This window comes from Nocardioides mangrovicus (genome assembly GCF_003674065.1).
GTDB lineage: Bacteria > Actinomycetota > Actinomycetes > Propionibacteriales > Nocardioidaceae > Marmoricola > Marmoricola mangrovicus.
Map to the genome: position 1 here is coordinate 36,276 of NZ_RDBE01000003.1, position 16,859 is coordinate 53,134.

Consider the following 16,859-nt stretch of genomic DNA (forward strand, 5'->3'; position numbering starts at 1 on the left):
CTCAGCCCTTCGCGACCGAAGCCGCCACCGACGCCGCCGCCTCGTCACGCAACTGCGTGGCGGGGCGGTCGGCGTACCGGGCCACGGCCGGCTCGAGCAGTCCCGGCGCGTACTGCTCGGCCAGCCGCTGCACGCGGTCCCAGTCCATCGAGGGCAGGGTGCGCTGGTAGCCGAACCGGCGGGCGAGGGCCAGGGCGTCGATCGAGCGCTCGGGATCGTCACCGGTCGCCAGGTCGTAGCCGCCCAGCGCGAGCAGGATGCAGCCGACGACGGGCACGTCGACCTCACCTCGGTGCCCGGCCCCGTCGAAGATCCTGGGCAGCTCCGAACGCAGCTTGGCCACCAGCGGCGCCACCTTCTCGGCCCGGTTGTGGACGACGTGGGTGAACACCGAGACGGTTTCGGAGAAGAGGACCCATGGCGTGAGGTCGTGCTCGACGGGCAGCTCGATCGCCCGCATGCCGTAGGCCGTCTCGACCGACTGGCCGACCAGGTCCAGCCCGCCGTCGACGTCACCGTCGGCGAACGCCAGCTCGGCCAGGCTCAGCAGACCCGCGCTCCACCCGCCGGCGGCGTTGCTCAGCGGGTCGGCCGCGATCGCCTCGAGCGTGCGGCGCGCGGAGTCGACCCGGCCCAGCTTCAGCTCGCAGAGCGCCATGATCGCCCGCAGCTCCAGCGTGTCCTGGGTGGCGCCGAGCTGCTCCATCACCGGCAACGCACGCCGGGCGTGGCGCAGACAGGTCTCCGCGTCGCCCTCCTGGCTGGCCAGGCCGGCGAGCATCGACTCGCACAGCGCCGCGGTCCACGGTCCGTCGTCGCCGTCGCAGAGCGCCAGGGAGCTCTCCAGCGCTCGACGAGCCTGGTCCAGCTCACCCTCGTTCTCCCACCGCTGGCTCAGCCACTGCAGGGCGGTCCGGGCCAGCAGCCGATCCCCGGCCTCGGCGAGCTGCTCGAGGTCCTCGACGCTGCGAGGTCCGTCTTCGTGGAACATCGCGAGCAGCATGCTGCGGGTGACGCTGGCCCGGCCGCCGCTGCCGGCCGGCAGTCGGCCCAGCTCGGCCAGCCCGTCGGGACGCGGGTGACCGCTGAAGATGCCCTCGTTGATGAGCATCATGCTGATCGTGCCCAGCAGCTCGTCGAGGTCCACCTCGCCCGCGCCCTCCCCGTATCCCGGTCCGTCGTGGTCGAGCACCACGTCGAGGACCGGGCTGGCGAGGTTGAGGACGGTGATGTGGTCGCCCTCGATGGACCAGAACCCGGCCAGCAGGCCGGCCAGCACGACCACGGTCGGCCGGTCGCGAGCGTCGAGCGCGGTACGCATCACGGCGGCCAGGTTCCCCACCTCGGCGCGGGTGTCGGTCATAGCGGCCACCTGGTCGCGGGTGAAGAGCCGCGCGCCGAGCGCCCGCCCGTGGGCGAGCGCCCAGGTGCGCAGGGTGGCCATCGCCTCGTCGTGCTCACCGACGGCGTCGAGCTGCTTCAGGCCGTACTCGCGCACGGTCTCCAGGAACCGGTAGCGCAGTGAACCGGTCTCGGTGACCACGACCAGCGACTGGTCGATCAGCTCGGCCAGGGACGGTAGCGGGTCGTGGCCCAGGAGCGCCTCGGCGCCGGCCAGCGAGAAGCCGTCGGGGAAGACGGTGAGCCACCGCAGCGCCTGCTGGTCCTCGGCGCGCAGCAGGTTCCAGCTCCAGTCGATGACGGCCTCGAGCGTCTGGTGGCGCCCCGGGGCGGTCCGGTCGCCGCCGGTGAGCAGACCGAAGCGGTCCTCCAGGCGCCGGGTGATCTCCTCGACCGCCATCACGCGGACCTTGGCCGCGGCCAGCTCGATGGCCAGCGGCAGTCCGTCGAGGCGCGCGACGAGCGCGCGGACCTCGTCGGGCTCGAGGCGGACGCCCGGCCGGGCGGCGCGGGCGCGCTGCCCGAACAGCTCGACGGCCTCCTCCTCGTGCAGCTGGGCCAGCGGGTAGACCTGTTCGGCGGCGATGCCCAGCGGAGCACGGGAGGTGGTGAGCACCCGCAGCCCGTCGGTGGCCACCACGAGGAACGCGACGAGGTCGGCGACGGCGTCGACCAGGTGCTCGCAGTTGTCGAGCACCAGCAAGGTGGGGGCGCCGGCCAGCTTCTCGGCGATGCGCCCTCGCAGGTCGGTGCTGCGCTGACCGGTCCGCACGGCGAGCGAGTCGCGCACGCCGAGGTCGGCGGCCACCTTGCGCGCCACGCCCTCGGGCGCGTTGACGCCGGCCAGCTCCACGAAGTACACCACCGGTTGCTGCGCCAGCCGGCCCACCAGGTGAGCCATGCGGGTCTTGCCCAGACCGCCTGGGCCGACCATGCTCACCACGCGCGCGGAGGCGAGCATGGTGCGGACGTCGGCGACGGCGTCGTCGCGCCCGATCAGCGGGGACGCCTCGTACTGCAGGCCCTCTCGCACCGGCGCCTCGCGCGCGAGCAGCTCGGCGTGGAGCCGTCGCAGCCGCTCCCCCGGCTCGGCACCGGAGACGTCCAGGCTGCGCTCGACGAAGCCGGCGTAGTGCTCGAGCGCGGCCGGCACGCCGCGCACGTCGGCCTCCGCGCGCAGCAGGTCGGCCATGACCTCCTCATCGCCCGGGTGCTGCGCCAGGACGGCCTCCAGCAGCGGCAGCGCCGCGGCGGCGTCGCCACGGGCGAGCAGCACCGAGCCGAGCAGCCGCCGGGCGGTGTCCTGGTCTGCGCGGACGGCCTCGGCCAGGTCGGCCAGCGGACCGGCCGCTGCGGCCGAGAGCGGCACGCCCAGGGCGTCGTGGGCGGCGTAGCGGGCGACGTCGAGGTCGCCGGCCCCCCGCGCCTCGCGGGCCTGGCGCACCAGCCGCCGCACCTCCAGGGCGTCGACCTGGTCCTCGCGCAGGCCCAGCCGGTAGCCGCCCGCCCCGTGCAGCACGGCGTCGGCCGAGGTGCGTGCTCGGGTGCGGGAGACCAGCACCTGCAACGCCTTCTCCGGGTGGGCGGGCTCCTCCTCGGGCCACAGCCGCTCGACCAGGTCGCCGACGCCGACCGCGCGCGGTGCCGCGAGCGTCAGCGCCGCCAGCAGCTGGTGACCCCGCTCGCCAGGCACCGGGAGTCCGTCCCAGGTGACTCCGTCGAGCAGGGTCAGGTTCACGCGCGTTGCTCTGCTCCGTGGCGCTGGGCCGCGAGCGCGACCGCGGCGGCCTTGGCCTCGCCGGTCTCGGTCTCGGTCAGCGTCCGGTCGGAAGCGCGGAACCGCAGTGCGAACGCCAGCGACTTGCGGCCCTCACCGGCCTGCTCGCCGGTGTAGACGTCGAAGAGGCGTACCGACTCGCACAGCTCGCCGGCACCCTCGCGCAGGGTCGCGGCCACCACCTCCGAGGCCAGGTCGGCCGCCACGACGAGCGCGACGTCCTCCTTGGCCACCGGGAAGTGGCTCAGCCGGGGCGCCCGGACGACGTCGGGGGCGCGCCGCATGAGGAAGTCGAGGTCGATCTCGACCGCGGCCGAGCGGGCGGGCAGGTCGAAGGCGGCACACACCCGCGGGTGCAGCTCACCGGCATGACCGAACTCGTCGTCGCCCACGAAGAAGCGGGCGCAGCGACCGGGGTGCCACGGCGCGCGCTGCGCGGCCTCGATCCGGACGTCCACGGACAGCTCGACCGCCAGCCGGCGGACCACGCCCACCGCGTCCTCCCAGGACGCGCCGCGGCCCTTGCCCCACCAGCCCGAGCGGTCGCGCTCGCCGGCGAGGACCGCGCCGAGAAAGAGCGGCTGATCGGGCACGGCGTCGAAGAGGGCCTGCAGCTCGGCGTCGGTCGGACGTCGGTCGACGCCGAGGATGGGCGCCGCGACATCACGCGGGAAGGCCACGGTGCCGGTCTCGAACAGCGCTACGCCGGGGGCGCCGCGACCGAGGTTGCGCGCCGCCGCCTCGAGCAGGCCGGGCAGCAGCGTCGTGGTGTAGAACGGCTCCTCGCTCGAGAGCGGGTTGGCCAGGCGTACGGCGTGACGCAGCACGTCGTCGGCCGGCAGCCCGAGCCGGTCGAAGGTGGCGTCGCCGACGAACGGGAAGGAGACGACCTCGACCAGGCCCTCCCCGGCCAGGGTGCGCCCGACCCGGCGCCGCAGCCGTTGCTCGCGGGTCAGCCCCCGGCCGCTGGGCGCCGGCGGCAGCACGCTGGGCACCTCGTCGTAGCCGACCTGCCGGACGACCTCCTCGACCAGGTCGTAGGGATCGGTCAGGTCGGGCCGCCACGGCGGTGGGACCGCGGTGAGCCGGTCGCCGACCACCTGCACCTCGCAGCCGACCGCTCGCAGGTCGGCCTCGACCGTGGCGGCGTCGATGACCAGTCCGCTGACGCGGGCCGGCAGGTCGAGCGGCAGGTCGATCGGCACCTGCGCGGGCGCCTGGCCCAGCTGCGTGACGCCGGCAGCCACCTGCCCGCCGCCGTAGCGGACCAGCAGCTCGGCGACGCGGTCGGCGGCGGCCGCGGGCAGGGTCGGGTCGACCCCGCGCTCCCAGCGGCGCGCGCCCTCGGTGGGCAGCTTGTGGCGCCGCGCGGTGCGGAAGATCCCGACCGGGGTGAAGTGGGCGGCCTCGACGACGACCGTGGTCGTGGTCGGCGACAGCTCGGTGCTCTCCCCACCCATCACGCCCGCCAGCCCGATGGGACCGGAGTCGTCGGTGATGAGCAGGTCGGCCGGGTCGAGCGCACGGTCCTGGCCGTCGAGGGTGGTGATGTGCTCCCCCGCCTCGGCGCGACGCACCACGATCGGGCCGGCCAGCTTGTCGGCGTCGTAGCCGTGGATCGGGTTGCCGAGCTCGAGCATCACGTAGTTGGTGACGTCGACGGCCAGGCTGATCGAGCGCATCCCCGCCAGCTGCACCCGACGGGCCAGCCACGCCGGGCTCGGCGCCGTGGGGTCGAAGCCGGTGACGGTGCGGGTGACGAAGACCGGGCAGGCGTCGGTGGCGGCCACGCGCACCGGGTAGCCGTCGTCGTTGCCGGCCGGGACCTTACGCAGGGCGGGGTCGCGGAAGGCTACGTCGTAGGCCAGCGCGATCTCGCGGGCGACGCCGCGCATCGACAGCGCGTACGCGCGGTCGGGGTTGATCTCGAACTCGATGACCTCGTCACGCAGGTGGAGCAGGTCGAAGGCGTCGTCGCCGGGCTCGCCGGCGTCCTTCGGGAGCACGATGATCCCGCCCTTCGATGACAGAGCGTCGTCGCCGAGGCCGAGCTCCAAGGCCGAGCAGATCATGCCGGCGCTGGTGTGGCCGTAGGTCTTGCGCGCCGAGATCTCGAAGGGCCCGGGCAGGACTCCCCCGGGCAGCACGACGACGACCAGGTCGCCGGGCTCGAAGTTGTGGGCGCCGCAGACGATGCCCTGCGGCTCGCCCGTGCCGTTGGCGGCACCGACGTCGACGCTGCACCAGTTGATGGTCTTGCCGTTCTTCTGCGGCTCGGGCTCCATCGTCAGCACGCGACCGACGACCAGCGGGCCCGACATGTCGTGGCCGGGACGCTCGAGCGCCTCCAGCTTCAGGCCGAGGGCGGTCAGCCGGGCGGCGACGTCCTCGACGGACACCTCGGCGGGCAGGTCGACGTACTCGCGGACCCAGCTCATCGGGGCGCGCATCAGACCTCCGACCCGAAAGCGGAGGAGAAGCGGACGTCGCCCTCGAACATGTCGCGCAGGTCGGCGGCGTCGTGGCGGAACATCGCCATCCGGTCGATGCCGAAGCCGAAAGCGAAGCCGGAGTAGCGCTCGGAGTCGATGCCGCAGGCGGTGAGCACGCGCGGGTTCACCACGCCGCAGCCGCCGAGCTCGATCCAGCCCTCGCCCCGACAGGTGCGGCACGTCTCGACGGCGGGCTCCTCGCCGCGGCAGACGAAGCAGACCATGTCCATCTCGGCCGACGGCTCGGTGAACGGGAAGTAGGAGGGGCGGAAGCGGGTGCGGATGCCCTCGCCGAACAGCGCGGCCAGCATGTGGTCCAGCGAGCCGCGCAGGTGCGCCATCGAGATGCCCTCGTCGACGACCAGACCCTCGATCTGGTGGAACATCGGGCTGTGCGTGGCGTCGAAGGGGTCGGTGCGGAAGACCCGGCCCGGGCAGACGACGTAGATCGGCGGGGTACGGGTCAGCATGGTGCGGGCCTGCACCGGCGAGGTGTGGGTGCGCAGCACGACGGCGTTCTCGGCCGGCTCGGTCCAGAAGGTGTCCTGCATGGTGCGCGCGGGGTGGTCGGCGCCGAGGTTGAGGGCGTCGAAGTTGAGCCACTCGGCCTCGACGACGGGGCCTTCGGCGATCTCCCAGCCCATGGCGACGAAGACGTCCATCAGCCGCTCGGAGGTGGTGGTGATCGGGTGCCGGGCCCCCGGCGCCTGCCGGTCCCAGGGCAGCGTGACGTCGACGGTGTCGGCGACCAGGGAGCGCTCCTCGTGCTCGGCCTCGAGCACCTGCTGGCGCTGGGCGAGTGCCTGGCTCACCGCACCGCGCGCCTGACCGACCCGCTGGCCGGTCTCCTGTCGCGCCTGCGGCGGCAGCGCGCCGATCTCGCGGTTGGCCAGCGCCAGCGGCGACCGGTCGCCGGTGTGGTCGGCCCGGGCCTGCTTGAGCGCGGCGAGGTCGGTGGCCTGGGCGATCGCGGTCAGCGCGTCCTCGCGCATCCGCGCCACCTCGGCCTCGCCCAACGGCGTGACCTGGACCGGGTCGTACTCGGTGTTCGGGCCCGACATGAGCGCCTTTCGAGAAAGTGGGTGGAGCGAGCCCAGTCTAGGAAGCCCGGGCGGGGGCAGGCGAACGGGTTGCCGCGGTAGTCCAGAACAAGATGCAGGGTCGAACGGTGCCGAGACGGTGCGTCTCGTTCTGGACTAGGTCGCCTCGCGGGGGTCGGTGGTCGGCAGCAGGACGCTGATCCGGGCGCCGCCGGCGGGTGAGTCGCTGATCTCCAGGGTGCCGCCGTGCACGGTGACCAGGCCGTTGACGATGTACATGCCCAGGCCGCTGCCGCCGCGCTGGCCGTGCTTCCAGAACTTGGTGAAGACCCGCTTGCGGATCTCCTCGGGGATGCCCTCGCCCTCGTCGTCCACGATCAGGCGCACGACGTCGCCCAGGTGCGGGTCGTGCGCGGCGGCCAGGCTCACGGTGGTGGTGCCCTCGCCGTGGCGCACGGCGTTCTCGACCAGGTTGGTGACCACCTGGGTGAGCTTGTCCGGGTCGGCGAAGACGGTCGGGACCTTCTCGGGGGCGTCGAACTCGAACTCGCGGTTGGTGCCGATGCGGGAGCTCTCGATGACCCGCTGGGCCAGCGCCCGGACGTCGACGTCGCGACGGTAGAGCGGCAGCCGGCCGGTGTCGATGCGGGCGACGTCGAGCAGCTCGGTGATGAGGCGGCCCAGCCGCTCGGCGTCGTTGTTGACGGTCTCGAGCATCAGCCGGCGCTGCTCGTCGTTGAGGACGTCCCAGCGGCTGATCAGGGTGGTGACGAAGCCGCGTACGCCGGTCAACGGCGACCTCAACTCGTGGGCGACGGTGGCCACCAGGTCGGAGCGTTCGCGGTCGAGCCGCTCCCGGCCGCGGGCCGAACGCAGCACCAGGCCGACCTGCTGCACCGGTCCGCCGCGCTCACGGCTGATGCGGACGGTGACCAGCACCTCGCCGCCACCGGGCAGGATCCACGACTGCTCGGGCACGCCGACCTTGGTGGCCAGGCCGGCGTAGGGGTCGTAGCAGGTCCACCACAGCTCGCCGTCGCGATCCTGCAGCCGGATGACGTCGCGCAGCATCCGCCCGACGCCGTCGCCCTCCAGCCCGAGCATGCGCACGGCGGCAGCGTTGGTGAGGATCACCGCGCCCGCGTCGTTGGCCACGACGATGCCGTCGGGCAGCGCGTCGAGAGCCTCCTGACCGACCAGCACCCCCTCACCCTAGGCCGGAGAGGGGGTGCGGAAGGCGATCGACCTGGTCAGACGGGCTCCTTGAACGGGTCGTGCTCGGCGAGGATCCGGTCCAGCCGGGCCTGGTCGAGCCGGCTGGAGAGCCCGGCCGACTCCTGGGCGTCGCGGACGACCTTGGCCAGCGTGAAGCACGAGGTCACCAAGAACATGACGCCGACGGCGAGGAAGGCGCGCATCCAGCCGTCGACGGGGAGATAGACGATGCCCAGCACGACGGAGAGCAGCGCGACGGCGAAGGCGATGCCGGCCTGGGCGAAGTAGGCGGAGGTGGTCTTGGCAGCAGGAGTGGTCATGCGCACCAGCCTCGGCCGCTAGCCCGCGCCGCGGACCCGGGCCGCTGCTCAACCGCGCTGAGTACGCGCACCCAGCACGACGGCGGTCAGCACCGCCGCTGCCGCTGGAGCCACCCACCGCGGCAACGTGCCCTCGCCGTGGCTCTCTGCCACGGCATGGTCGGCGCGGTAGCTGAACGCCGAGCCCGACGCCTGCGCGGAGAACCACGACCCGAAGCTCTGCCAGGAGAACGCCGAGAACGCCGACATCGCCGACCCCACCGAGCCGAGGCTGGCGAACGAACCCACGCTGCCGATCGAGAGCACCGAGTACGACGAGCCGATGGAGAGCAACGACCCCTCCGAGGCGATCGACCAGCGGGAGGGGGGCATGGGCGGGAGTCTGGCAGAGGCGTCGGTGGACGGGTGGGCGGTTTCCTCCACTCGCATGCCCGAGTGCCCGGTTCTCAGCTCCGGTGGGCCTGCGCCGAGGCGTAGAGGCAGACGGCGGCGGCGGTGGCCAGGTTGAGGCTCTCGGCGCGGCCGTGGATTGGGATCCGGACGCGGTGGTCGGCCAGCGCCGCCAGTTCCTCGGGCAGGCCCCACGCCTCGTTGCCGAACAGCCAGGCCGTCGGCGCCCCCAGCAGGTCGGTCGCGGCGAACAGATCGCGCTCCCCCGCGCCTTCGGCGGCCAGGACGCCCAGTCCGGCGTCGCGGCACAGCGTCACGGCCTCGGCCGGGTCGGCCACGCGCACCAGGGGCAGGTGGAAGAGCGAGCCGACGCTGGCGCGGACGGTCTTGGCGTTGTAGGGGTCGACGGTGTCGCCGGCCAGGACGATCGCGTCGGCGCCGGCGGCATCGGCGGTGCGCACGATGGTGCCGGCGTTGCCGGGATCGCGGACGTCGGCGCACACGGCCACCAGCCGGGCTCCGCGCAGCACACCGGGATCGGCGTCCAGGGTGCGACAGAGGGCCACGATCCCCTGGGGGGTGACGGCGTCGGCCAACGAGGCAAGGGCGTCCTCGTCACAGCAGCTCCAGGCGGTGCCGGGGCCGTGCGCCTCGTCGTAGGCCTGCGCGGCGGCCGGGGTCGCGAAGACCTCGACGACGCAGCCGGGCACCCGAGCGGCCTCGCTCAGCGCCTTGGCGCCCTCGGCCAGGAACAGTCCCTGCTCGGCGCGGTGCTTGCGCTGCTGCAGGCGACGAGCCGCCTTGACCCGGCCGCTGCTGCGTCGCAGCAACGGCCGGGTCGGGTCCGCCTCAGGCAGTGGCCGGGGCGTTGACGTCGTCGGGCAGCGCGGCCCGAGCGGTCTCGACGAGCGCGGCGAAGGCCGGGGCGTCGGTGACGGCCAGGTCGGCCAGGATCTTGCGGTCGACCTCGACACCTGCGGCCTTGAGGCCCTGGATGAACCGGTTGTAGGTCATGCCGTTGGCGCGGGCGCCGGCGTTGATCCGCTGGATCCACAGCTTGCGGAAGTCGCCCTTCTTCTTGCGACGGTCGTTGTAGCTGTAGACCAGGGAGTGGGTGACCTGCTCCTTGGCCTTGCGGTAGAGCCGCGAGCGCTGGCCGCGGTAGCCCGAGGCGCGCTCCAGGGTCGTCCGACGCTTCTTCTGGGCGTTGACCGCCCGCTTCACGCGTGCCACGTGATTCTCCTTCTAGGTACGTGAGGGGTGGATCAGAGCCCGAGCAGCTTCTTGGCCGCCTTGACGTCGGCCTTGGCGACCTCGGTGGTGCCCGACATGCGGCGGGTCATCTTCGAGGGCTTCTTCTCCAGGTTGTGGCGAAGGCCGGCCTTCTGGCGGCGGATCTTGCCCGAGCCGGTGACGCGGAAGCGCTTGCTGGCACCGGAGTGGGTCTTGTTCTTCGGCATGGTGTCTCCTGTTGTTGCTGGGGCCTGTTGCTGGGGTCTCAGGCGTCGATCAGGCGTCGATCTCGGGGTCGAGGTTCTCCGACCGGCCGCGCGTCTTCTTCTGGGCGACGGGACCGGCGGCGTGGGCCGCCTCGACCTCGGCGCGCTCGGTGTCGCGCTCGGCCTGGCGGGCGTCGGCCTTGGCCTGCCGCTCGGCCTTCTCCTCGGCTTTGGCCTCGGCCTTCTTGCGATGGGGTCCGAGCACCATGACCATGTTGCGACCGTCCTGCTTGGGCGCCGACTCCACGAAGCCCAGCTCCGTGACGTCCTCGGCCAGACGCTGCAGCAGCCGGAACCCGAGCTCGGGGCGGTGCTGCTCGCGGCCGCGGAACATGATGGTGATCTTGACCTTGTCGCCCGCCCGTAGGAACCGGACCACGTGACCCTTCTTGGTCTCGTAGTCGTGGCTGTCGATCTTGGGGCGGAGCTTCATCTCCTTGATGACGACGTTGGTCTGGTTCCGGCGCGTCTCACGGGCCTTCTGGGCGTTCTCGTACTTGAACTTCCCGTAATCCATGAGCTTGCAGACGGGCGGCTTGCCCTGAGGTGCGATCTCGACGAGGTCGAGGTCGGCCTCCTGGGCCAGCTTGAGCGCCTGGTCGGTCGGCACGATGCCGACGGTCTCGCCGTTGGGGCCGACGAGCCGGACCTCGGGTACCCGGATCCGGTCGTTGATGCGCAGCTCGGTGCTGATGTGTCCTCCTGGGTCGTACGACGGGCCGACCGCCGAGAGCACCTCGCCCGAGAAACGGAAAAAGGCTCCCGCTCGCAAGCGGAAGCCCTCGCGGCGGGCGGCTCGTCCCGGTTCTCACCGGCTGGCCGTCCGTCTCGCTGACCCGAACCCGACGACCTCGCGGCCGATGCGGGTGGGGACCCCTCGTGAGGTTCCCGCTTGCGGACCGATGCCACCTGATGACGCGCTGGCAGCACCGATCGGTCGTTCTCAAGGGTACAAGGCACACGCAGCGGGCGCAAAAGCCCGCTCAGGACCCCTGCAGCCAGCCCCAGCCGCCCCCGTCGAGCGCCACCAGGCGATGCCCTCGCGCGAGGTGCTCGAGGTCCTCGCCGGCGACCGCGAGCTGCACCGGGCCCGCGTGGTCGACCAGCAGCGCGGCGCACCCCTCCTGCATCGCGGCCAGCGCGGCCCGCGCCACCGGGGTCGGCAGCGGCCGGGCCTGGGCGTCCCAGTCGGTCAGGTGGTCCAGGCAGGAGAACGACAGCAGCGCGGTCGCCCCGTCGGCGCGGCGCATCATCACGGTGGCCATGTCGACGCCCGTGCTCTCCTCGCCCTGCGCGACGACCGGCACCACCACCCGGCTCGCCGAGAGCGCCGCCAGCGCCGGCAGGTAGCCGCCCTGGGGGTCCTCGCGGTAGACCGTCAGGGCCTCGACCAGTCGCGGGTCGGGTGCACCGTCGTCGTCGCCGAACTCGGTGGCCGAGAGGACTGTGCGCACGCCGATAGTCTGGCGTCATGACGCTCGACGGCACGACCTGGGCCGCGCTGGCCTTCGTGCTGACCGCGCTCGGTGCGGCCTACACCTGGAGCGCGTGGCGACGCCGCGGCCCGGCCGCCGGGCTGCGCGGCCTGGCCTGGACGCTCCTGCCGATCGGGCTGTGGCTGACCGGCACGCTGCGGCTGGCCAGCGACGTCGTCGACGACGTGAGCCGCTGGGCCGGCCGGCTGGTCTTCCACCCCACCACCTGGGCCGGTGTCGTCGTCCTGGCCGTGAGCGCGGTGCTGTTCGTGGCCTCCGGCGCGATGCTCGGCCGCGGCGTCGGGGTCCGCCGCCGTGGCCGCAGAGCGCGCGGTGAGGCCGCCCCGCAGGCGACTGCCGACCGGAAGCAGGTCGCCGCGCCCGCCCCCGCGCTCGACGACGACGTGTCGGCCATATTGAAGAAGCACGGCATCAGCTGACGATGAGCGAGATCCTGGACGAGGTGGAGCGGCACGCGCTGGGTCGCCGTCTCGACCACGCCGCCCGCGGCCTGGCCGACCTCGCCTTCCCGCTGATGGTCGTCGACCTCGACGCCTTCGACGCCAACGCCGACGACCTCGTCCGGCGCGCGGCGGGCAAACCGGTCCGCGTAGCGAGCAAGTCGCTGCGCGTGCCCGCGCTCCTCGAGCGGGCCCTGGCCCACGACGGCTTCGGCGGCGTCTTGGCCTACACCCTGCGCGAGGCGCTGTGGCTGTGCGAGGAGGGCATCAGCGACGACGTCGTGATGGGCTACCCCAGCGTCGACTCCTCCGCCCTGCAGCGGCTGGTCGACAGCGACGCCGCCCGCGCCGCAGTCACCCTGATGGTCGACGACGTCGCCCAGCTCGACCTCGTGCCGACCCGACCCGGCGAGCCGGTGCGGGTGGCCATCGACGTCGACGCCGGGCTGCGGCTGCGCCACCAGCACGTCGGCCCCAAGCGGTCGCCGCTGTTCGACGTCGACGACGTGGCGGCACTGGCCCGCCGGATCGTCGACCGGCCCGGGTTGCGGCTGGTCGGGGTGATGACCTACGAAGGACAGGTGGCCGGCGTCCAGGACGCGCTGCCCGGTCCCAAATCGCTGATCGTGCGACGGCTCAAGCAGGCCTCGGTGGCGCAGCTGACCGAGCGACGCTCGGCGATCGCCGCGGCGCTGGGCGAGATCGCCGACCTGGAGTTCTGGAACGCCGGCGGGTCCGGCAGCGTCGAGACCACCGTCGCCGACCCGGTGGTGACCGAGGTGGCGGCGGGATCGGGTCTGCTGGTGCCCGCGCTGTTCGACCACTACGAGTCCTTCGAGCCGCGCCCGGCGTCCTTCTTCGCCGTCCCGGTGGTCCGCCGGCCCAACGAGGACGTCGCGACGGTGGCCGGCGGCGGCTTCGCGGCCAGCGGCGCGGCCGGCAAGGACCGGCTGCCGCTGCCCTGGGCTCCCCCGGGCCTGCAGCTGACCGGCCTCGAGGGCGCCGGAGAGGTGCAGACCCCGCTCGCCGGCCCGGGCGCGCACCGGCTGGCCGTGGGCGACCTGGTGTGGTTCCGCCACGCCAAGTCCGGTGAGCCGGCCGAGCACACCGACGTGGTGCACCTCGTGCGCGGCAGCGACGTGGTCGAGACCGTCTCGACCTACCGCGGCCTGGGGCACGCCTGGTGAGGATCACCTCCGCCTCGTTCGAGGAGCTCGACCTGCGCACCGCGTACGCCGTGTGGCGGCTGCGACAGCAGGTGTTCGTGGTCGAGCAGGACTGCCCCTACCTCGACCTCGACGACCGCGACCAGGAGCCCGGCACCCGGCACCTGCTGCTGCACGACGGCGACCAGCTGGCGGGGTACGTGCGCGTGCTGGCCGAGCCCGAGGCGATGCGGATCGGACGGGTGGTCCTCGACCCGGCCTTCCGCGGCCGCGGTCTGGCCGACGACCTGATGCGGACCGCGATCGAGCAGACCGGCGAGCGGCCCGTGCTGCTCGCGGCGCAGGCACCGCTGGCCGGCTGGTACGCGACGTTCGGCTTCGTGGTCGACGGGCCCGGGTTCCTCGAGGACGGCATCCCGCACGTGCCGATGCGACGCGAACCGGGACCGTGACGCCCGACGCGGCGGCCGGCCGGGTGCTGCATCACGCCCTGGCGCGGCCCGCGCGGCTGGGCCACGCCCGGTTGATCTGCGTCGACGGCCCGTCCGGGTCGGGCAAGTCGACGTTGGCGGCGGCCATCGCGCGCCGACGCGCGGTGCACGTCGTGCACGTGGACGAGATGTTCCCGGGGTGGGACGGCATGGCGCTGATCGAGCACCGCGTGGGGCTGCTGCTGCGGGGACTGGTGCGCGGCGACGGCTGGTGGCGTCGGTGGGACTGGCCCGGTGACGCCTGGGCGGAGTGGCACCGGGTGCCTGCGGCCGGTCTGGTGGTGCTCGAGGGGGTGGGCGCCGGTCACCGGTCGTGGGCACGATGGACGACGACGCTGGTCTGGGTGGAGGCGCCGCGCGCTCAGCGGCTGGTCCGCGGCCACGAGCGCAACCACGACATGGACGAGCAGTGGCGCCGCTGGCAGGCGCGCGAGAACGCGCTCTTCGTCGCGCAGCACACCCGCGCCCGGGCCGACGTCGTCGTGCCCAACCGTGACAATTAGCAGTTGCCCCGCAGCCCCGGGCCCCGGTTGGGTGGAACCGTGCCCTCCCAGCCAGACAGACCCCAGATCGTCGTCGACCGGCTGACCAAGCGGTTCGGCGGCTTCACCGCGGTCGACGACCTCAGCTTCACCGTCGACCCCGGCCGGATCACCGGCTTCCTCGGCCCCAACGGTGCCGGCAAGACGACCACCCTGCGCATGCTGCTCGGGCTGATCCGACCCACCAGCGGCACCGCGACGATCGGCGGGGTGCCGTACGCCGCGATCGCGCAGCCGCAGCGCGTGGTCGGCTCGGCCCTGGAGGCCACCGGCTTCCACCCCGGTCGCAGCGGGCGCAACCACCTGCGGGTGCTGGCCGACACCGCGGGCGTCACCAGTCGACGGGTCGACGAGATGCTCGACCTGGTCGGCATCCCCGCGGCCGCGAACAAGCGGGCCGGGGGCTACTCGATGGGCATGCGTCAGCGGCTGGGACTCGCGGCGGCCATGCTCGGCGACCCGCAGGTGCTCATCCTCGACGAGCCCGCGAACGGTCTCGACCCCGAGGGCATCCGGTGGCTGCGGGGCTTCTTGCGCCACCTCTCCTCCGAGGGCCGCACCATCCTGGTCTCCAGCCACATGCTGCAGGAGGTGGAGCAGACCGTCGACGACGTCCTCATCATCGCCAACGGCTCCCTGGTCAAGCAGGGCCCGATGTCGGACCTGCACGGTGAGGCCACCTCGCTGGTGCGCTCGTCGGACCCGGCGCGGCTCGCGGCCGCATTGCAGGAGGCCGGGGTCGCATCGTCCCCGGCCGGCGAGGACGCGCTGACGGCCCTCACCGGCGATCTGCGCCGCATCGGCGACGTCGCCCTCACCGCGCACGTGGCCCTCTACGAGCTGCGAGCGCAGGGCGCCGACCTGGAGCAGCTGTTCTTCGAGCTCACCGAGTCACCGGAAAACGCCAACCGCAACCTCGGGGAGGCCTCCTGATGGGCGGCGCCATCCGGGCCGAGGTCCGCAAGATCTTCACCACGCGGCTGTGGTGGGGCCTGCTGCTGGGACTGATCCTGGTCTCCGGCGGCGTCTCCGCGCTGTTCGCGTCACTGGTGGGCACGACGGTCGCGGGTCGCAACCCGGCCAGCAACCCGTTCCTGATCATGACCGAGGGCACCGCGCAGCTGATCTACGCCGGCGGCTTCGTCTACAACCTCACCCCGCTCTTCCCGCTGGCGCTCGGCGTCATCCTCATCACCCAGGAGTTCCGGCACCAGACGATCAGCGCGACGTTCCTGGCCCGGCCGCGGCGGGTGGAGCTGCTGCTGGCCAAGGTCGTGGCCGTCGTCATCATCGGCGTCGTCTACGGCATCGTGCACGACCTGGCGGCCGGCGGCTTCGGCACGCTGGTGCTCGCGATCAAGGGCGAACCGACGTTCCTGGGCAGCAGTGCCACCTGGCAGACCTTCGCGATCTCCCTGCTCACGTTCGTGCTCTGGGCGCTGCTGGGCTTCGGGTTCGGCCTGCTCGTGCGCAACCAACTGGCCGCGGTGTTCTTGGCGCTGGGCATCGCCTTCATCGCCCACATCGCGCTCTCGATCGTGTTCAGCATCTTGAACTGGACCACCCCGCCGAAGTTCCTGCCCGACAACCTCTCGGTCGGGATGCTGGTGACCCACGACCCGACCGGAGGCGCCGGCGGTGCGTCGCCGTACTTCAGCCTGTGGGTCAACGCGGCGGTGTTCCTCGGCTACGCGGTGGTGCTCTCCGGGCTCGGCTCCTGGCTGCTCTCACGCCGCGACATCAGCTGAGCTCCGTCAGAGCCGGGGGCGGGTCCGGCGCCCGGAGACCCAGAACGCGGCCAGCCCGCCGCCGATCGCGCCGAACAGGTGGCCCTGCCACGACACTCCGGGCTGGCCGGGCAGGACGCCGAGCAGCACGGTGCCGTAGAGGACGAGCAGCACCAGGCCCAGCACGATCTCCCCGATGCGGCCGGTGACGAAGCCGCGCACCACCAGATAGACCAGCCAGCCGAACACCAGCACCGAGGCGCCGAGGTGGATGGAGTTCGCGGGCGCGGTGAGCCACACCCCGGCGCCGGCCACGACCCAGACGACGAGCGTGGCCAGCAGCCCGCGCGCGATGCCGCCCAGCAGCACCAGGAAGCCGAGCACCATCACCGGGACGGTGTTGCCCTCCAGGTGGGCCCAACCGGCGTGAAGCAGCGGGGCGAAGGCGATGCCGAGCAGGCCCTCCTCGCTGCGCGGGTGGACCCCGTACTGGTCGAGCCCGCCGTGGTCGGCGGCATTGGCCAGCTGCACCAGCCACAGCAGGGCGGTGAAGCCGAGCGTGATGGCAACCGCCTGCAGCCAGGTGCTGCCGCGGTCGACCGGCCGGACCTCGCTCACGCCTCGAGACTAGGCAGCAGATCCAGCGGGACCGTAGGCGAGGTGGACGACGCCGTTGGTGTAGGTGGTGGAGTCGGCGAGCGCGAGCGGCGTGCGACCGGTGCCGTCGGGGAACAGCCGCGCGCCCGTGCCGAGCACCACCGGGTAGACGAAGAGGTGGAGCACGTCGACCAGCCCGTCGGCGAGCAGCGCTCGCACCAAGGTGGGGCTGCTGCACGATTCTGTGACAGTTGGTTAGGCCGCCT

The 16,859-nt window shown here is 72.9% G+C and carries 19 protein-coding genes; 6 read left to right on the top strand and 13 right to left on the bottom strand.

What is annotated here, in order from left to right; genetic code table 11:
* Window position 1: 1 nt before the first annotated feature.
* The 11 genes from D9V37_RS05190 to D9V37_RS05240 all read right to left on the bottom strand — a co-directional run bounded on the left by D9V37_RS05190 (window position 2) and on the right by D9V37_RS05240 (window position 11,588).
* Complete coding sequence (locus D9V37_RS05190; RefSeq protein ID WP_121805104.1) at window positions 2–3,139, bottom strand: ATP-binding protein; 3,138 nt, start codon at window positions 3,137–3,139, stop codon at window positions 2–4.
* Complete coding sequence (gene pheT, locus D9V37_RS05195; protein WP_332835739.1) at window positions 3,136–5,616, bottom strand: phenylalanine--tRNA ligase subunit beta; 2,481 nt, start codon at window positions 5,614–5,616, stop codon at window positions 3,136–3,138. The genes D9V37_RS05190 and pheT overlap by 4 nt, the downstream gene beginning before the upstream one ends.
* An 11-nt stretch (window positions 5,617–5,627) precedes the next feature.
* Window positions 5,628–6,731 carry a phenylalanine--tRNA ligase subunit alpha gene (gene pheS / locus D9V37_RS05200; RefSeq protein ID WP_121805106.1) on the bottom strand — a complete coding sequence of 368 codons (1,104 nt, stop codon included), beginning with the start codon at window positions 6,729–6,731 and terminating at the stop codon, window positions 5,628–5,630.
* A gap of 135 nt (window positions 6,732–6,866) precedes the next feature.
* The gene (locus tag D9V37_RS05205) at window positions 6,867–7,913 is read right to left on the bottom strand and encodes a sensor histidine kinase (protein WP_232524757.1); all 1,047 of its coding nucleotides are present in this window, start codon (window positions 7,911–7,913) and stop codon (window positions 6,867–6,869) included.
* 47 nt (window positions 7,914–7,960) lie between these two features.
* Window positions 7,961–8,245 carry a YiaA/YiaB family inner membrane protein gene (locus tag D9V37_RS05210; RefSeq protein WP_121805107.1) on the bottom strand — a complete coding sequence of 95 codons (285 nt, stop codon included), beginning with the start codon at window positions 8,243–8,245 and terminating at the stop codon, window positions 7,961–7,963.
* Between the two features lie 48 nt (window positions 8,246–8,293).
* Window positions 8,294–8,617, bottom strand: a complete 324-nt coding sequence (locus D9V37_RS05215; protein ID WP_121805108.1) for a hypothetical protein — start codon at window positions 8,615–8,617, stop codon at window positions 8,294–8,296.
* 74 nt (window positions 8,618–8,691) lie between these two features.
* Complete coding sequence (locus tag D9V37_RS05220) at window positions 8,692–9,465, bottom strand: TrmH family RNA methyltransferase (RefSeq protein WP_232524758.1); 774 nt, start codon at window positions 9,463–9,465, stop codon at window positions 8,692–8,694.
* Between the two features lie 19 nt (window positions 9,466–9,484).
* Window positions 9,485–9,868 (bottom strand): 50S ribosomal protein L20, encoded by a 384-nt coding sequence (rplT, locus tag D9V37_RS05225; RefSeq protein ID WP_121805109.1) that lies wholly within the window; start codon window positions 9,866–9,868, stop codon window positions 9,485–9,487.
* 32 nt (window positions 9,869–9,900) lie between these two features.
* Window positions 9,901–10,095: a 50S ribosomal protein L35 gene (gene rpmI, locus D9V37_RS05230; protein WP_121805110.1), complete on the bottom strand. Its 195-nt coding sequence runs from the start codon at window positions 10,093–10,095 to the stop codon at window positions 9,901–9,903.
* A 49-nt stretch (window positions 10,096–10,144) separates the two neighbouring features.
* Window positions 10,145–10,870 (bottom strand): translation initiation factor IF-3, encoded by a 726-nt coding sequence (gene infC / locus D9V37_RS05235; RefSeq protein ID WP_232524759.1) that lies wholly within the window; start codon window positions 10,868–10,870, stop codon window positions 10,145–10,147.
* A gap of 247 nt (window positions 10,871–11,117) precedes the next feature.
* The gene (locus D9V37_RS05240; RefSeq protein WP_158604380.1) at window positions 11,118–11,588 is read right to left on the bottom strand and encodes an SseB family protein; all 471 of its coding nucleotides are present in this window, start codon (window positions 11,586–11,588) and stop codon (window positions 11,118–11,120) included.
* Window positions 11,589–11,605: 17 nt separating this feature from the next.
* On the opposite strand from D9V37_RS05240, the gene D9V37_RS05245 reads away from it, so the two are divergent.
* From D9V37_RS05245 to D9V37_RS05270, 6 genes are read left to right on the top strand one after another with little or no spacing between them, the layout of a single operon-like run.
* Window positions 11,606–12,049 (top strand): cellulose synthase, encoded by a 444-nt coding sequence (locus tag D9V37_RS05245; protein WP_121805112.1) that lies wholly within the window; start codon window positions 11,606–11,608, stop codon window positions 12,047–12,049.
* A 2-nt stretch (window positions 12,050–12,051) separates the two neighbouring features.
* Window positions 12,052–13,257, top strand: coding sequence for an alanine racemase (locus D9V37_RS05250; protein ID WP_121805113.1), 1,206 nt, complete (start codon window positions 12,052–12,054; stop codon window positions 13,255–13,257).
* Complete coding sequence (locus tag D9V37_RS05255; protein ID WP_232524760.1) at window positions 13,254–13,688, top strand: GNAT family N-acetyltransferase; 435 nt, start codon at window positions 13,254–13,256, stop codon at window positions 13,686–13,688. Before D9V37_RS05250 ends, D9V37_RS05255 begins: the two co-directional genes overlap by 4 nt.
* Window positions 13,685–14,230 carry a uridine kinase family protein gene (locus tag D9V37_RS05260; RefSeq protein ID WP_232524761.1) on the top strand — a complete coding sequence of 182 codons (546 nt, stop codon included), beginning with the start codon at window positions 13,685–13,687 and terminating at the stop codon, window positions 14,228–14,230. Before D9V37_RS05255 ends, D9V37_RS05260 begins: the two co-directional genes overlap by 4 nt.
* 39 nt (window positions 14,231–14,269) lie before the next feature.
* Window positions 14,270–15,202 (top strand): ABC transporter ATP-binding protein, encoded by a 933-nt coding sequence (locus D9V37_RS05265; RefSeq protein ID WP_232524762.1) that lies wholly within the window; start codon window positions 14,270–14,272, stop codon window positions 15,200–15,202.
* Window positions 15,202–16,017, top strand: a complete 816-nt coding sequence (locus D9V37_RS05270; protein ID WP_121805116.1) for an ABC transporter permease subunit — start codon at window positions 15,202–15,204, stop codon at window positions 16,015–16,017. Before D9V37_RS05265 ends, D9V37_RS05270 begins: the two co-directional genes overlap by 1 nt.
* Before the next feature lie 6 nt (window positions 16,018–16,023).
* Here D9V37_RS05270 and D9V37_RS05275 read toward each other — a convergent pair whose 3' ends face one another.
* Together D9V37_RS05275 and D9V37_RS05280 are read right to left on the bottom strand one after the other, a co-directional pair.
* Entirely contained in the window at window positions 16,024–16,614 is a 591-nt protein-coding gene (locus D9V37_RS05275) for a rhomboid family intramembrane serine protease (protein ID WP_121805117.1), read from the bottom strand.
* A 9-nt stretch (window positions 16,615–16,623) separates the two neighbouring features.
* Entirely contained in the window at window positions 16,624–16,812 is a 189-nt protein-coding gene (locus tag D9V37_RS05280) for a dihydrofolate reductase family protein (RefSeq protein WP_232524763.1), read from the bottom strand.
* Window positions 16,813–16,859: the final 47 nt, after the last annotated feature.

Bases quoted from the DNA above. Each gene is read 5' to 3' on its own strand.
- pheT (WP_332835739.1), bottom strand. From the start codon at position 5,616: ATGAGCTGGGTCCGCGAGTACGTCGACCTGCCCGCCGAGGTGTCCGTC.
- pheS (WP_121805106.1), bottom strand. From the start codon at position 6,731: ATGTCGGGCCCGAACACCGAGTACGACCCGGTCCAGGTCACGCCGTTG.
- D9V37_RS05210 (WP_121805107.1), bottom strand. From the start codon at position 8,245: ATGACCACTCCTGCTGCCAAGACCACCTCCGCCTACTTCGCCCAGGCC.
- D9V37_RS05215 (WP_121805108.1), bottom strand. From the start codon at position 8,617: ATGCCCCCCTCCCGCTGGTCGATCGCCTCGGAGGGGTCGTTGCTCTCC.
- rpmI (WP_121805110.1), bottom strand. From the start codon at position 10,095: ATGCCGAAGAACAAGACCCACTCCGGTGCCAGCAAGCGCTTCCGCGTC.
- D9V37_RS05245 (WP_121805112.1), top strand. From the start codon at position 11,606: ATGACGCTCGACGGCACGACCTGGGCCGCGCTGGCCTTCGTGCTGACC.
- D9V37_RS05250 (WP_121805113.1), top strand. From the start codon at position 12,052: ATGAGCGAGATCCTGGACGAGGTGGAGCGGCACGCGCTGGGTCGCCGT.
- D9V37_RS05270 (WP_121805116.1), top strand. From the start codon at position 15,202: ATGGGCGGCGCCATCCGGGCCGAGGTCCGCAAGATCTTCACCACGCGG.